This window comes from Roseisolibacter sp. H3M3-2, from assembly GCF_029211165.1.
GTDB lineage: Bacteria > Gemmatimonadota > Gemmatimonadetes > Gemmatimonadales > Gemmatimonadaceae > Roseisolibacter.
Genome location: NZ_JARGEK010000112.1, coordinates 1 through 13,138, shown reverse-complemented (window position 1 = coordinate 13,138; position 13,138 = coordinate 1). Strand labels below are relative to the sequence as shown.

Sequence of the window (13,138 nt, the reverse complement as noted above, 5' to 3'; positions counted from 1 at the left end):
GCGCTTCCCGGCGCGGCGCCAGCGGCACGACGTCGGGATCGGCGGCGGGGCGGCGCGTCCCGGCGATCACGCCGGCGGCCAGCCGCTCCAGGTCGAGCGCGGGCGCGCCCGTCACGAGCGCGCCGCGCAGGTCGCGCAGCACCGCCAGCTCGGCGGTGCACGAGGCGCACGCCGCGAGGTGCGCCTCGACCGCGCGCCGCTCCGGCGCCGCCAGCCGCCCGTGCGCGAGCCCGGGCAGCGCGTCGCGCATCTCCTCGTCGGCGCACTCGGGCGCCCGCCATCCATGGTCACGCATCGACGAACTCCTTCATCGCCCGCACGGCGTTGTGGTAGTGCACCCGGGCCGCCCCCTCCGTGGTCCCCGCGATCTCCGCGATCTCCCGGTACGACCTCCCCTCCCCCACCCGCAGCGTGAAGACCTCGCGCTGCATCGGCGTCAGGCGGCCGAGCGCCGCCGTCAGCCGGGCCTGCGTCTCGTCGGCGACCACCGCGTCGAGCGCGGTGTGCTCCACCGCGGCGTCGGCCTCCTCGTCCGCCTCCCGGGTCCGCCGCCGCGCCGCCGCCCGCCGCCGGTCGAGCACCAGCCGGCGCTCGATCGTGAACAGCCAGGTCCGCAGCGAGCTGTCGGCCCGGAACCCGTCGAGCGCCTGGAACGCGCGCACGAAGGTGTCCTGCACCAGCTCCTCGACCTCGACGCGCTCCCCCAGGCTCGACGCGAAGCGCGCCAGCGCGGGGGCGTGCCGCCGCACCAGCTCGGTCGCGGCCCGCTCGTCCCCCTCCCGCCAGCGCGCCACCAGGGCGGCGTCGATGGCGTCGTCGTCGGTCGGGTCAGCGATCGTCTCGGTCATCACCCATGCGGTAGACGGGCCCCCGGCCCGGGCGTTAAGCTCTCGCGCCGTCCGGGCCGGCGCCACGGCGCTCGGCCCCCGGCAGTCCCCGCTCGCCAGGCGCATGCCCCGCCCCGAGATCATCGCCCACCGCGGGACCCCGCGCGTCCACCCGGAGAACTCCCTCGCCGGCTTCGCCCACGCGCTCGCGCTCGGGGTGGACGGGATCGAGCTCGACGTCCACCTGACCCGCGACGGCGTCCCGGTGGTCCACCACGACCCCGGCCTCGGCGGCGCCGGCCCGCTCGCGGGGCGCTCGATCGTCGACCTGACGCTCGACGAGCTGCGCGCGCACGAGCTCGCCCCGGGCGTCGGCGTCCCCACCCTCGCCGAGACGTGCGCCCTCGCCGACGGCCGGGCCACGCTGTACGTCGAGGTGAAGGCGCGCGACGCCGAGTCGGCGGTGGCCGACGTGCTGGGCGAGAGGGGCGCCGCCGCGCCGGTGCACAGCTTCGACCACCGGGTGCCGCGCGCCGTGCGGCGCCGCGCGCCGGCCACCCCCGCTGGCGTCCTCTCGGTGAGCTACCTGGTCGACAACGTGGCGGCGCTGCGGGCGGCCGACGCGCGCGATTTGTGGCAGCACTGGTCGATGATCGACGCCCCGCTCGTCGAGGCGGTGCACGCCGCCGGGGGGCGCGTCATCGCCTGGACGGTGAACGATCCGATGCACGCCGTCGCCCTCGCCCGCCTCGGCGTCGACGGCATCTGCTCCGACGTCCCCGACGTGATGGCCGGCGCCCTCGCGCCGCGCCGCGACTGAACCCGCGACCCCCGATGCCGACGGCCCGCTCCCCCCTCGCCCTCGCCGCCCTCGCCGCCGCCCTCGCCGGGTGCGCGCGCAGCCGCGCCGCCACGACCCCCGTGCCCGCCCCGGCGGGGCAGCCCCCGGCGGGGCAGCCCGCGGCGGCCGGCCAGCCCGCGTCGGCGGCAGCGGCGGGCACGCCCGCCGGGCGCCCGTCGCTCGCCGGCGCGCTCTCCACCCCCAACGCCGACCCCTTCCCGAGCACCTACCAGCCGGTGACGACGCGGCCGACGGTGATCCGGAACGTCGTCCTGCTCACCGCCACCGGGCCGGCCATCCGCAACGGCGCGATCCTGCTGCGCGACGGCAAGATCGCCGCGGTCGGCCAGACGGTCGACGCGCCGGCCGACGCGCTCGTCGTCGACGGCGGCGGACGCTACGTCACGCCCGGGATCGTCGATACGCACTCGCACCTCGGCGTGTACCCGGCGCCCGGCGTGCAGGCGTTGAGCGACGGCAACGAGGCCACGAACCCGGTGACGGCGCACGTCTGGGCCGAGCACTCGGTGTGGCCGCAGGACCCGCAGTTCCCGCGCAACCTCGCCGGCGGCGTCACCACGCTGCAGGTGCTCCCCGGCTCGGCGAACCTGATCGGCGGCCGCAGCGCCGTGCTGAAGGTCGTGCCGTCGCGCACCGTGCAGGGGATGAAGTTCCCCGGCGCGCGCTACGGGCTCAAGATGGCGTGCGGCGAGAACCCGAAGCGCGTGTACGCGTCGCGCGGGCCGAGCACGCGCATGGGCAACGTCGCCGGCTACCGCGCGGCGTGGATCCAGGCCGAGGGCTACCGCCGCCGGTGGGACGCGTGGCTCGGCGGCAATCGGCAGGCCGACCCACCGACGCGCGACCTGGGACTCGAGACGCTGGCCGAGGTGCTGCGCGGCAACATCTTCGTGCACAACCACTGCTACCGCGCCGACGAGATGGCGCAGATGGTCGACGTGGCGCGCGAGTTCGGCTACCGTATCCGCTCGTTCCACCACGGCGTCGAGGCGTACAAGATCGCCGACCTGATGGCGCGCGACAGCATCTCGGGCTCGGTGTGGTCGGACTGGGGCGGCTTCAAGCTGGAGGCGCTCGACGGCGTGAAGGCCAACCTGCCGATGCTGCACCGCGCCGGCGTGCGCGCGATCACGCACTCCGACGACCCGTCGGGCTCCCAGCGCCTGCTGCAGGAGAGCGCGAAGGCGATGGCCGCCGGCCGCCAGATCGGCATCGACGTGCCGGAGCACGAGGCCATCCGCTGGGTGACGCTCAACGCCGCGTGGGCGCTCGGCCTCGACGACCGCATCGGGTCGCTGGAGGTCGGGAAGAACGCCGACGTCGTGCTCTGGAGCGGCAACCCGTTCTCCGTCTACACCCGCGCCGACCGCGTGTGGATCGACGGGCACCTCTACTACGACCGGAGCGACCCGCGCGAGCAGTGGCGCACCGACTTCGAGCTGGGCTTCGTCCCCGCCCCCGCCGCCGGAGGCACCCGCTGATGCGCGCCCCCCTCACGACCCTCGCCCTCCTCGGCGCGCTCGCGCTCCCCGCGCGCGCGCAGACGGTCGCCATCGTCGGCGGCACCGTTCACCCGGTGAGCGGCCCGAAGCTCGAGAACGCGACGGTGCTGATCCGCGACGGCCGCATCGTCGCCGTCGGGCAGAACGTGCAGGTCCCGGCCGGCGCGCAGCGCATCGACGCCGCCGGCAAGTGGGTGACGCCGGGCTTCATCAACGCCGCCACCACGCTCGGCGTCGTCGAGATCGGCGGCGCCCCCGAGACGCGCGACGTGTCGGCGCGCGGGCGCGACGCGGTGGCCGCGGCGTTCACGGTGTGGGACGGCTTCAACCCGGCGAGCGTGCTCTTCGCGCCGGCGCGCAACGACGGCGTCACCACCGTCGGCGTCGTCCCCGCGGGCGGGCTGATCGCCGGCCAGTCGGCGATGGTCGACCTGGTGGACGGCACCGCCACCGACATGGTGCGGCGCGCCCCCGTGGCGATGGTCGCGACGATGACCGCCCCCGGCGGCCAGGGGAACGTGCCGGCGTCGCGCGGCGAGGTGCAGGTGCGCCTGCGCGAGATCCTCACCGACGTGCGCGCCTACCAGCGCAACCGCGCCGCGTACGACCGCAACGAGTCGCGCGAGCTCGCGGTCAGCCGCGCCGACCTCGAGGCGCTGATCCCGGTGCTGGCCGGGCGCGTCCCGATGCTCGTCGAGGCCGACCGCGCGAGCGACATCGACGCCGCGCTGCGTCTGTCGCGCGAGTTCGGCTTCCGCCTCGTCATCGTCGGCGGCGCCGAGGCGTGGCAGGTCGCCGACCGGCTGAAGGCGGCGAACGTGCCGGTGCTCACCGGCGCGATGAACAACATCCCGGCGAGCTTCTCGACGCTCGGCGCCCGGCAGGAGAACGTCGGCCTGCTGCGGCGCGCCGGCGTCGCGGTCGCGATCATCGGCAACGCCGGCGGCGGCGACGAGGCCTCGTTCAACGTGCGCAACGTGCGCTTCGAGGCCGGCAACGCGGTCGCGTACGGCGCGTCGTGGGACGACGCGCTGCGGGCGGTCACGCTGACCCCCGCCGAGGTGTTCGGCGTCGCCGACCGCGTCGGCTCGCTGGCGGTCGGGAAGGACGCGAACGTCGTCGTATGGAGCGGCGACCCGTTCGAGTTCGCGACGCAGGCGGAGCACGTGTTCATCCGCGGGCGCTCGGTCAAGGCGCCCTCGCGGCAGGACCAGCTGATGGAGCGCTACAAGACGCTGCCGCCGAGCTACCGGCAGCCCTGACGCCCCGGAACGCGACGCGGGGCCGGGCGATCTCGCCCGGCCCCGCGCGCGTTCACAGGTGCTCGCGGTTCCACTCGTTCCGCTCGCCCGGGGGAGCGCCCGGCGCGTCCGGCGGCGGCGCGGCGCTCGGCGAGGCGTCGGCCGCGCCGCCGGTGTCCACCGTGCCGTCGGGGCGGTGCGACGCCCCCGAGTTCCCGCCGAAGTCGCCGTCGCCGGGCGTCGCGCCCGGCTGCGGCGCGCGCCGCGTGATCACGGCCAGCTCGGCCTCCAGGCGGGCCGCCTCGGCCTCGTGCTCGGTGAGGGTGGCGCGGAGTCGCGTCAGCTCCGCGTCCTCGTTCCCCCGCCCCTCGCCGTGGGCGCGGAGGTAGGCGTAGCCCAGCCGCTGGGCGGCCTTGTCGGCCAGCTGGCGGGCGCGGACCTGCTCGAGCCGGATGCGCCCCTCGTCGATCGCCTCCTGGGCGACCTTGCCGGCGCGGTCGAGCTCCTGCTTCATCTTGTCCCACAGTGCCATCGGTCTCTCCTCCGGTAGAGCGGGTCGTCGGACCCTACGGGATCGAGCGGGGCAAGGTTCCGGCCGGAGTCGAACCGGGAAAGACGAACGCCCCCGCCGGGTGGGCGGGGGCGCGTCGTGCTGCCTGTCGCGGAGCGTCCGTACGGCTCAGACCGCCGCCGGGGCGTCGATCGAGACCTCGGCCGGCCGCTCGACCGGGTAGACGCTGACCTTGAGCTGCGACTTGTTCCGGTGCTCGAACTTCACGACCCCGTCGATGAGCGAGTAGATCGTGTAGTCGCGGCCGAGGCCGACGTTCGTGCCCGGGTGCCACTTCGTGCCGCACTGGCGGACGATGATGTTGCCGGCCACCACCTTCTCGCCGCCGTACTTCTTGATCCCGCGGTACTGCGGGTTCGAGTTGCGGCCGTTCTTGGAGGAGCCGACGCCCTTCTTATGTGCCATGGTGAGCTCCCCGTCAGCCGAGGGTGATGTCCTTGATGCGGACTTCCGTGTAGCCCTGCCGGTGCCCCTGCTTGCGGGCGTAGTTCTTCCGGCGCTTGAACTTGAAGACGACGATCTTGTCGCCGAGGCCGTGCTTCACGATCTCCGCCGTCACCTTGGCGCCGGAGAGCGTCGGGACGCCGGTGCGGACGGAGCCGTTGTCGGAGCCGAGGAGCACCTCGTTGAACTCGACGTCGTGGCCCGCCTCGCCCAGGAGCGACGGCACGCGCAGCGTCTTGCCCGGCTCGGCGCGGAACTGCTTGCCGCCGGTGCGGATGATTGCGTAGGTCATGACAGGATACCGAAATGCGGTGATCTGAGAGCCTAGAAGCTTACCAGGCCCGAACTTACGTGTCAACCGGGCCCCGCCGGCCGTGTCAGGCGACCGCGTACTGGTCCGTCACGTCCCGGCCGGCTCCCTTGACCACCAGCTTGAACTCGTCCGGCCGGAGCAGCGGGTCGTCCCGCAGCTCCAGGGTGAAGCCGACGCTCTTCTCCAGCTTCCGGACGAGGTCCTGCTCCTCCGTCAGGACGTGGAGGGCCGTCTCGGGGTGCAACCGGACCGTCAGCGGGTCCCGCTTCCCCTCCGACGCCATCCGCTTGACCGACCGCTCCATCCGCCGCAGCACCGTCTCGGGGGTGAAGATGCGTCCCGTCCCCGCGCACGTCGGGCAGGGCGCGGTCATGCTCTGGAGGTGGCTCTGCCGGACCCGCTGCCGGGTCATCTCGATCAGGCCGAGGTCGCTGACCTGGTAGGCCTTGGTCCGCGCCCGGTCGCGCGAGAGCGCCTGCCGCAGCTCCTGCAGCACCCGGTCGCGGTTCGACTGCGTCTCCATGTCGATGAAGTCGCAGACGATGATCCCGCCCACGTCGCGCAGCCGGAGCTGGCGGGCGACCTCGCGCGCCGCCTCGACGTTGGTCTTGAGCGACGTCTTCTCGGGGTCCTTCTTCCCGACGAAGCGCCCCGAGTTCACGTCGACCGACACGAGTGCCTCGGTCGGCTCGATGATCAGGTAGCCGCCCGAGGGCAGGTCGCACCGCCGCTTGAACAGGTCGCGGATCTCGGTCTCGATCTCGTACCTGTCGAACAGCGGCACCGGCTCCTCGTAGAGCTTCACCCGGTCCGCCAGCTCGTCCGCCGCGATCCCCTTCAGGTACTCCTGGATCTCGTGGAAGACCGGCTTCGAGTCCACGACCAGCGAGTCGACCTTGTCGCTGAACAGGTCGCGCACCAGCCCGCGCGTCAGGCTGGTCTCCTCGTGGATCAGCGCCGGCGCCCGCATGAAGCGCGTCTTCCGCTTGATGCGCTTCCAGTTGTTCATGAGCGTCGACAGCTCGCGCCCGAACGTCTCCTGGCTGGCGTCCTCGCTGACGGTGCGCACGATCACCCCGCCCTCCCCCGGCGGGAGGACGGCGCCGGCCATCTCCTTCAGCTTCCGGCGCTGGTCGCGCTCCGAGATCTTGCGGCTCACGCCGACGCGCGACGCGTGCGGCATGTAGACGAGGAAGCGCCCGGCGAGCGAGACCTGCGCGGTGACGCGCGGCCCCTTCGTCGAGATCGGCTCCTTGGACACCTGGACGAGGAGATCCTGCCCCTTCTTCAGGACGTCCTGGATGGGGGGCGCCTCCTTGCGCGGGCGCCGCCCGCCGCCGTTGCTCCGCGGCTTCCCCTCGGCGTCGTCCTCGTCGTCGTCCTCGTCAGGCTCCTCGGGGTCCTCGTCCTCGTCGAAGACGAGGTCGGAGGCGTGGAGGAACGCGCTCTTCTCGGTGCCGATGTTGACGAACGCCGCCTGGATGCCCGGCAGCACCGCCTCGACCTTGCCGAGGTACACGTCGCCGACCATGCGGCGGCTGTCCGGACGGTCGACCAGCAGCTCGACGAGCTGGTCGTCCTCCAGGATCGCCACCCGCGTCTCGCGCGGCGAGGCGTTGATGAGGATGTCGCGCTTCATGACCGACGGCCCCGGCGCCACTCGCCGACGGAGCGGCGCGGCGGGCGGGGCCCGACGAGAAGGTGGGGGCGGCCGGAGCCGGGAGGGGTCCCGGCTCGCGCGGCGCACCTGCGGGGCGTCTGCTCCCGGCGAGGTCGATCGTCCACGCGCCGCCCGGCCGGACGGCGTCGCCGCGGGGCGGCCGCCACGTGGCGGCACGTCCGGGCGCGTCCGGCGTGGAACGAGGGCGCATGCGATCGGGGCTCGGGGAGGGCGCGTGGCCGCACGCGGCGGCACGCGCACCGACGCCGGTACGTTACCGTCCGGTGGCGTCCCTCGGCAATGCGCGCTCCCTCCGTCGCGCTCAGCCGCCGCGGCGCCAGGTCCAGTAGGCGAGCCACGCCATCACCGCCGCGTAGCCGAGCGCCGCCTGCCACTCGCGGTGGAACAGGTAGAGCTTGAGGTCGAATGGCGGCGCGTCGGCCGCGACGTGCCCGTTCCCGCTCCCCCGCCACGGCGTCAGCCGCGGCACGAACGCCGGCACGTGCCGCTCCCACTCGGCGTACGCCTCCGGGAACCGCGCGCGCACGAAGTCGCGCTCGCGGCGGATGACCGGGGCGTACACCAGCAGCCAGAAGCCGGCGACCGCCAGCAGCAGCGTCCAGTGCACCGCCAGCGCGCACCCGGCGGCGAGGAGGAAGCTCCCGAAGTACAGCGGGTTGCGCGTGTGCGCGTACGGCCCCGTGGTCGCCAGCCGGTCGTTCTTGACGATGTGCCCGGCCGCCCACGCGCGGATCAGCAGCCCGACCAGCGCCACCGCGCCGCCGACCGCGACGGAGCCCCACGTGAGCGCGTCCGACCGCGTGGCCGCCCACAGGTACAGGGCGGCCACGACGAACCCCAGCGGCACGCGCAGCCGCTGGATGGAGAACGGCTTGCTCAATCCGCGAGCTCCCGCAGCAGGTGCCGCGCGATCACCAGGCGCTGGACCTCGCTCGTCCCCTCGCCGATCTCGCAGATCTTCGCGTCGCGCATCATGCGCTCGACCGGGTAGTCCTTGGTGTAGCCGTAGCCGCCGTGGATCTGGATCGACTTGATCGTGGCGCGCATCGAGAGCTCGGAGCAGAACAGCTTGGCCATCGCGGCCTCCTTGCCGAACGGCCGCCCCTCCTGCGCCAGCCGCGTCGCGGCGTACAGCAGGTGCTTCCCGGCCTCGATCTCGGTCGCCATGTCGGCGAGGGGGAACGAGATCCCCTGGAAGTTCACGATCGCCTGCCCGAACTGCTTGCGCTCCGTGCTGTACTTGAGCGCCGCCTGGAACGCGCCCTCCGCGAGCCCGAGCGACAGCGCCGCGATCCCGATGCGCCCGGCGTCGAGCGTGCGCATGAAGTTGATGAAGCCCATCCCCTCCTCGCCGAGGAGGTTCTCCGCCGGGACCTCGACGTCCTCCATGATCAGCTCCGAGGTGTCCGACGCGCGCCACCCGAGCTTGTCCTCCTTCTTCCCCGCCCGGAACCCGGCGAGCGGCGTGATCGAGTCGTCGTGCCCGACGCCGACCTCGCGCGCCTTCGCGAGGTCGCACGTCTCCTTGGTCAGGATGAACGACGAGATCCCCTTCGTCCCCTTCGACGGGTCGGTCACCGCGGTGGCGACGAACACCTCGCCCACCGAGCCGTGCGTGATGAAGCGCTTGGCGCCGTTCAGCACGTAGTGGCCGTTCTTCCGGACCGCCGTCGTGCGCGTGCCGCCCGCGTCGCTGCCGGCGTCGGGCTCGGTCAGCCCGAACCCGCCGAGCACCTTGCCGCTGGCCAGCAGCGGGAGGTAGGCCGCCTTCTGCGCCGCGGTGCCGAAGTAGAAGATCGGCGAGGTGCCCAGCGTCGTGTGCGCGGAGATGGTGATCGCGTGCGACGCGTCCACCTTCGCCATCTCGTGGATCGCGAGGATGTAGCTGGTCAGGTCGAGCCCCGCCCCGCCCACCTCCTCCGGCCACGGCACGCCGAGGAGCCCGAGCTCCCCCATGCGCTTGATGTTCTCCCAGGGGAAGGTCGCCTCCTCGTCGTGCTTCGCGGCGACGGGGAGGACCTCGTCCTGCGCGAAGGCGCGCACCATCTCGCGCACCGCGTGGTGTTGCTCGGAGAAGTACTGCGACTCGTCCATGGCTGGCGTGGGGGGTGGGAGACGTGCCGGCGCCGGGCGCGGCAGCCCCGAAAGGTCGCCACCGCGCCCGCGCGGCACCAGCGGCACCAGCGGCGGCCGCTCAGGCGGCCTCGGTGCCTTCCCCGTTACGCAGGGCGGCCAGGAAACGCGGCCCGTACTTCTCCAGCTTCGCCGGCCCGACGCCGCGGACCTCCCCCATCGCCGCCAGCGTGCGCGGGCGGCGCACCGCCAGCTCGGCCAGCGTGCGGTCCGGGAACACCACGTACGCCGGCACCTGCTCGGCGCGCGCCAGCTCCCCGCGCAGCGCCTTGAGCGCCCCGAACAGCGCCGCGTCCTCGGGCCCCATCACCAGGTCCTGCGCCGGCGCCGGCGCGGACTCGCGCCCGCCCCCCGACGCGCGGGACCGCGAACGCCCGCCCCCGGGCTTCGGCACCGCGGTCGGCAGCGCCGGCGCCACCACCTCGTGCTTCACCCCGAGGCAGTTGTCGCACCCGCTGCACGCGTTCCCCGCCGCCGGGTCGCCGAAGTACCGCAGCACGAAGTGGCGCCGGCACCCGGTGTGGTAGGCGTAGCGCTGCATCGCGTCGAGCTTGGACAGCTCGGCGCGCCGCCGGCGCTCCAGCGCGTGCCAGTCCACCGGCGCGTCGGCCAGCGGACGCCGCGGGTCGGCCAGCCGCATCCCCCCGCCGGCCCGCTCGACGACTACGAACTGGCGCCCCTGCAGCGCCTCGAGCACCGGAAGCGCCCCCGGCCCCCCGCCGAGCCCCGGCGGCAGCGTGTCGAGGTCGACCACCGCCCCGGTCTCCAGCTGCTTCCCGGCCACCCGCCAGAGGGCGCGCAGCAGCTCGAGCGACATCGGGTCGCCCCCGAGCTCGCGCTTGATGCGCTCGGGCGTGGCCAGCAGCCGCACGAACACGCGCGACGGCGACTCCGACTCGCTGCGCAGCACCTCGGCCTGCGCCAGCACGCGCAGCGCGCTCTCGACCTCGCGCGCGCTCACCTTCCCCGGCAGCGCGACCGCGAGTTCCTCGGCGCCGTAGTCCACGAGTCCGGTGCGGTCGGCGTCGCGGCGCAGCCGCTCGTGCACCTGCTCGACCAGCTTTCGCTCCGGGTACGCACCCTTGATGAAGAACTCGTGCGTGAAGCGGTCGGGGAACGAGTGCAGGAGGAACACCTCGCTGGGGAGCCCGTCGCGCCCCGCGCGCCCCGCCTCCTGGTAGTACGCCTCGAGCGAGCCGGGCATGGCGTGGTGCACGACGAGCCGCACGTTCGGCTTGTCGATCCCCATCCCGAACGCGTTGGTGGCGACGATCGCGCGCACCTGCTCGTGCATGAACGCGTCCTGCACCTCGTGCCGGTGCGCGTCGTCGAGCCCCGCGTGGTACGCGACCGCGGGGATGCGCGCCCGCCCGAGCACCTCGGTCACCCGCTCCACCGCCTTGCGCGTGGACGCGTAGACGACCGCCTGCCCGTCGTTGCGCGCCAGCACGTCGGCCAGCGCCTGGTCCTTCTCCCGGTCGCCCTTCACCGGCACCACGTGGTAGTGCAGGTTCTGCCGGTCGAACCCGGTGATGACCGTCTCGGGGTCGCGCAGGTCGAGCTGGGCCGCGATGTCGCGGCGCACCTCGGGCGTCGCCGTGGCGGTGAGCGCGATCGTGACCGGGTCGCCCAGCGCCGCGCGCACGCGCCGCATGCGGAGGTACGACGGGCGGAAGTCGTGCCCCCACTCGCTGATGCAGTGCGCCTCGTCGACGGCCAGCAGCGAGACGCCCATGTCGCGCAGCCGCTCGGCGGTGTTGCCGAAGTCGAACCGCTCCGGGGCGACGTAGAGCAGCTTGAGCTCCCCGCGCGCCGCCCGCTGGAACCGCTCGTTGGCCTGCGCGCTCGTGAGCGTGCTGTTGACGAACGCCGCCGGCAGCCCGCGCGCGGTCAGCGCGTCGACCTGGTCCTTCATCAGCGAGATGAGCGGCGACACGACGACCGTCAGCCCCGGCAGCACGAGCGCGGGCACCTGGAAGCACAGCGACTTCCCGCCGCCCGTCGGGAGGATGACGAGCGTGTCGCGCCCCTCGAGCACCGCCTGCACCGCGCGCTCCTGCCCGGCCCGGAACTCCGGGTAGCCGAAGCGCGCCCGGAGCAGCGCGCGGGCGTCGTCGAGCGTCGGGGCGTGCGCGGAGGCGGTCACGGGCGGCATGCGGGGAAGCTACGGACGGCGGGCGCCCGCCGCGTACCGGACGGGCGCGGCGGGGACGATTCGGACGCGCGCGGGCCGGCCGCGCTCAGACCGCGCGGGCGAAGTGCCCGCGCGTGAACGCCGGGCCGACCGCCGCGCGCACGGCGGCCACGTCCGGCCGCCCGCCCGCCGCCAGCGCGTCGAGCGCGCCGCGGTAGCCGGCGACGATCTCGCGCACCGGATCGCCGGCCACGTTGAACACCGCCTGGTACCCGCGGATCCCCGCCCGCCAGAGCCGCGGCAGCGCCTCGGCGCCCTCGACCGGGCGCGAGTGCAGCAGCCGGTTGCGGCACGCCGAGTCGGTGGCCACCGGGAAGGCGTAGCCGGCCGGGTCGGTGAGCTGGACGTTGGTGTGCTTCTGCACGCACAGGTCGCGGCAGGTGGTCGGCACCCGGTCGAACGCCGCCGACAGCACGCAGTGCTCGATGGTCATCCCCTCGGGGCGGCCGTAGACGAACGCGTCGAAGCCGTCGCCGTCCCACGGCGCGACGACCTGCGCCATCTCATCGGCCGTCAGCTCGACCGAGAGCGTCACCCGGCGCGCGCCGAGCCGGAAGATCTCGGCCGCCGTGTGCTGGTTGAACGCGTTGACCGCGTAGTCGGCGACCACGTCGCGCCCCGCGCGCCCCTGCTCCATCACCAGGCCGAGGTGCCCGCTGAGCAGCGGCAGCTCGAGCGCCAGCCACTTCTCGAGCGCGCGCCGCTCCTCGGGGCGCACGATGCTGGGCGTGCGCAGCCGGAAGGCCACGCCGCGCTCGGCGAGCGCGTCGCGCAGCGCCCGGACGCGCGCCAGCGGCGGCGCCGGGTGGCGGAGGAACGGGTCGAGCACGACCTCGGTGGCGCCCCCGTCGGCCGCCGCGAGCGCGTCGTCGGCCGTGTACACCGACGCCCGCAGCGCGTACGGCGCCGCCGGCGCGGCCGGCACCTCGGAGACCACGCGCACGCGCCCGATCGCCGCCGCGATGCGCTCCTCGCGCTCGGCGAGCATCGCCTGGCGCGCCCAGTCGCGGTGCAGCAGCAGCTCGTCGGTCGCCTCCTGCCGCAGCCGGTTCAGCTCGGACACGGGGAGGAACAACCCGACGCCCAGCCCGGCCGTGTCCACCGTCGTCAGCGCGAACGGCGTCTCGCCCAGGCGCCCGAGCTGCTCGCGCAGCTGGGCGTCGTCGAGCGCGCGCTTGGAGGCGGGCGCGAGCGCGACCTCGCTGCGCACCGTGACCTCGTCGTCGCCGGCGCGGAAGACGGCCTTGAGCGGGCCGCCGGCGTGGCCGAACAGGCGCACGTCGAGGCGCGTGCGGTTCCCGGGCGCGGTGGCCGGCAGCGGCGCCTAGCTCGCGCGGGCGCGCTCCCGCAGCGCCGCGAGCGACGTGCGC

The 13,138-nt window shown here is 74.3% G+C and carries 13 protein-coding genes; 3 read left to right on the top strand and 10 right to left on the bottom strand.

What is annotated here, in order from left to right:
- Both PYV61_RS11295 and PYV61_RS11290 read right to left on the bottom strand, forming a co-directional pair.
- The coding region (locus PYV61_RS11295) for a zf-HC2 domain-containing protein (RefSeq protein ID WP_275831461.1) at positions 1-295 on the bottom strand (295 nt) is incomplete at its 3' end.
- On the bottom strand, positions 288-848 hold the full coding sequence (locus tag PYV61_RS11290; protein ID WP_275831459.1) for a sigma-70 family RNA polymerase sigma factor: 561 nt from the start codon (positions 846-848) through the stop codon (positions 288-290). The genes PYV61_RS11295 and PYV61_RS11290, both read right to left, overlap by 8 nt.
- Positions 849-951: 103 nt before the next feature.
- Between PYV61_RS11290 and PYV61_RS11285 the strand changes: the two genes are divergently transcribed.
- From PYV61_RS11285 to PYV61_RS11275, 3 genes are read left to right on the top strand one after another with little or no spacing between them, the layout of a single operon-like run.
- Entirely contained in the window at positions 952-1,647 is a 696-nt protein-coding gene (locus tag PYV61_RS11285; RefSeq protein WP_275831457.1) for a glycerophosphodiester phosphodiesterase, read from the top strand.
- Between the two features lie 14 nt (positions 1,648-1,661).
- Positions 1,662-3,170 carry an amidohydrolase gene (locus tag PYV61_RS11280; protein WP_275831455.1) on the top strand — a complete coding sequence of 503 codons (1,509 nt, stop codon included), beginning with the start codon at positions 1,662-1,664 and terminating at the stop codon, positions 3,168-3,170.
- The gene (locus PYV61_RS11275) at positions 3,170-4,453 is read left to right on the top strand and encodes an amidohydrolase family protein (protein ID WP_275831452.1); all 1,284 of its coding nucleotides are present in this window, start codon (positions 3,170-3,172) and stop codon (positions 4,451-4,453) included. Before PYV61_RS11280 ends, PYV61_RS11275 begins: the two co-directional genes overlap by 1 nt.
- Before the next feature lie 52 nt (positions 4,454-4,505).
- Here the strand turns inward: PYV61_RS11275 and PYV61_RS11270 are convergent, their stop codons facing one another.
- From PYV61_RS11270 to PYV61_RS11235, 8 genes are all read right to left on the bottom strand, one after another.
- On the bottom strand, positions 4,506-4,964 hold the full coding sequence (locus tag PYV61_RS11270; RefSeq protein ID WP_275831450.1) for a hypothetical protein: 459 nt from the start codon (positions 4,962-4,964) through the stop codon (positions 4,506-4,508).
- 147 nt (positions 4,965-5,111) lie between these two features.
- Complete coding sequence (gene rpmA / locus PYV61_RS11265) at positions 5,112-5,408, bottom strand: 50S ribosomal protein L27 (RefSeq protein ID WP_275831448.1); 297 nt, start codon at positions 5,406-5,408, stop codon at positions 5,112-5,114.
- 13 nt (positions 5,409-5,421) lie between these two features.
- A complete protein-coding gene (gene rplU, locus PYV61_RS11260) occupies positions 5,422-5,739 on the bottom strand; it encodes a 50S ribosomal protein L21 (RefSeq protein ID WP_275831446.1) in 318 nt (105 codons plus the stop codon).
- A gap of 85 nt (positions 5,740-5,824) precedes the next feature.
- The gene (locus PYV61_RS11255) at positions 5,825-7,399 is read right to left on the bottom strand and encodes an Rne/Rng family ribonuclease (RefSeq protein WP_275831444.1); all 1,575 of its coding nucleotides are present in this window, start codon (positions 7,397-7,399) and stop codon (positions 5,825-5,827) included.
- A gap of 343 nt (positions 7,400-7,742) precedes the next feature.
- Positions 7,743-8,321 (bottom strand): isoprenylcysteine carboxylmethyltransferase family protein, encoded by a 579-nt coding sequence (locus tag PYV61_RS11250; protein ID WP_275831442.1) that lies wholly within the window; start codon positions 8,319-8,321, stop codon positions 7,743-7,745.
- A complete protein-coding gene (locus tag PYV61_RS11245) occupies positions 8,318-9,535 on the bottom strand; it encodes an acyl-CoA dehydrogenase family protein (RefSeq protein WP_275831440.1) in 1,218 nt (405 codons plus the stop codon). The genes PYV61_RS11250 and PYV61_RS11245 overlap by 4 nt, the downstream gene beginning before the upstream one ends.
- Before the next feature lie 100 nt (positions 9,536-9,635).
- Positions 9,636-11,729, bottom strand: a complete 2,094-nt coding sequence (locus PYV61_RS11240; protein WP_275831439.1) for an ATP-dependent DNA helicase RecQ — start codon at positions 11,727-11,729, stop codon at positions 9,636-9,638.
- 85 nt (positions 11,730-11,814) lie between these two features.
- On the bottom strand, positions 11,815-13,086 hold the full coding sequence (locus PYV61_RS11235) for a DUF3656 domain-containing protein (protein WP_345785233.1): 1,272 nt from the start codon (positions 13,084-13,086) through the stop codon (positions 11,815-11,817).
- Positions 13,087-13,138 lie beyond the last annotated feature (52 nt).

Bases quoted from the DNA above. Each gene is read 5' to 3' on its own strand.
- PYV61_RS11290 (WP_275831459.1), bottom strand. From the start codon at position 848: ATGACCGAGACGATCGCTGACCCGACCGACGACGACGCCATCGACGCC.
- PYV61_RS11285 (WP_275831457.1), top strand. From the start codon at position 952: ATGCCCCGCCCCGAGATCATCGCCCACCGCGGGACCCCGCGCGTCCAC.
- PYV61_RS11280 (WP_275831455.1), top strand. From the start codon at position 1,662: ATGCCGACGGCCCGCTCCCCCCTCGCCCTCGCCGCCCTCGCCGCCGCC.
- PYV61_RS11275 (WP_275831452.1), top strand. From the start codon at position 3,170: ATGCGCGCCCCCCTCACGACCCTCGCCCTCCTCGGCGCGCTCGCGCTC.
- PYV61_RS11270 (WP_275831450.1), bottom strand. From the start codon at position 4,964: ATGGCACTGTGGGACAAGATGAAGCAGGAGCTCGACCGCGCCGGCAAG.
- rpmA (WP_275831448.1), bottom strand. From the start codon at position 5,408: ATGGCACATAAGAAGGGCGTCGGCTCCTCCAAGAACGGCCGCAACTCG.
- rplU (WP_275831446.1), bottom strand. From the start codon at position 5,739: ATGACCTACGCAATCATCCGCACCGGCGGCAAGCAGTTCCGCGCCGAG.
- PYV61_RS11255 (WP_275831444.1), bottom strand. From the start codon at position 7,399: ATGAAGCGCGACATCCTCATCAACGCCTCGCCGCGCGAGACGCGGGTG.
- PYV61_RS11245 (WP_275831440.1), bottom strand. From the start codon at position 9,535: ATGGACGAGTCGCAGTACTTCTCCGAGCAACACCACGCGGTGCGCGAG.
- PYV61_RS11240 (WP_275831439.1), bottom strand. From the start codon at position 11,729: ATGCCGCCCGTGACCGCCTCCGCGCACGCCCCGACGCTCGACGACGCC.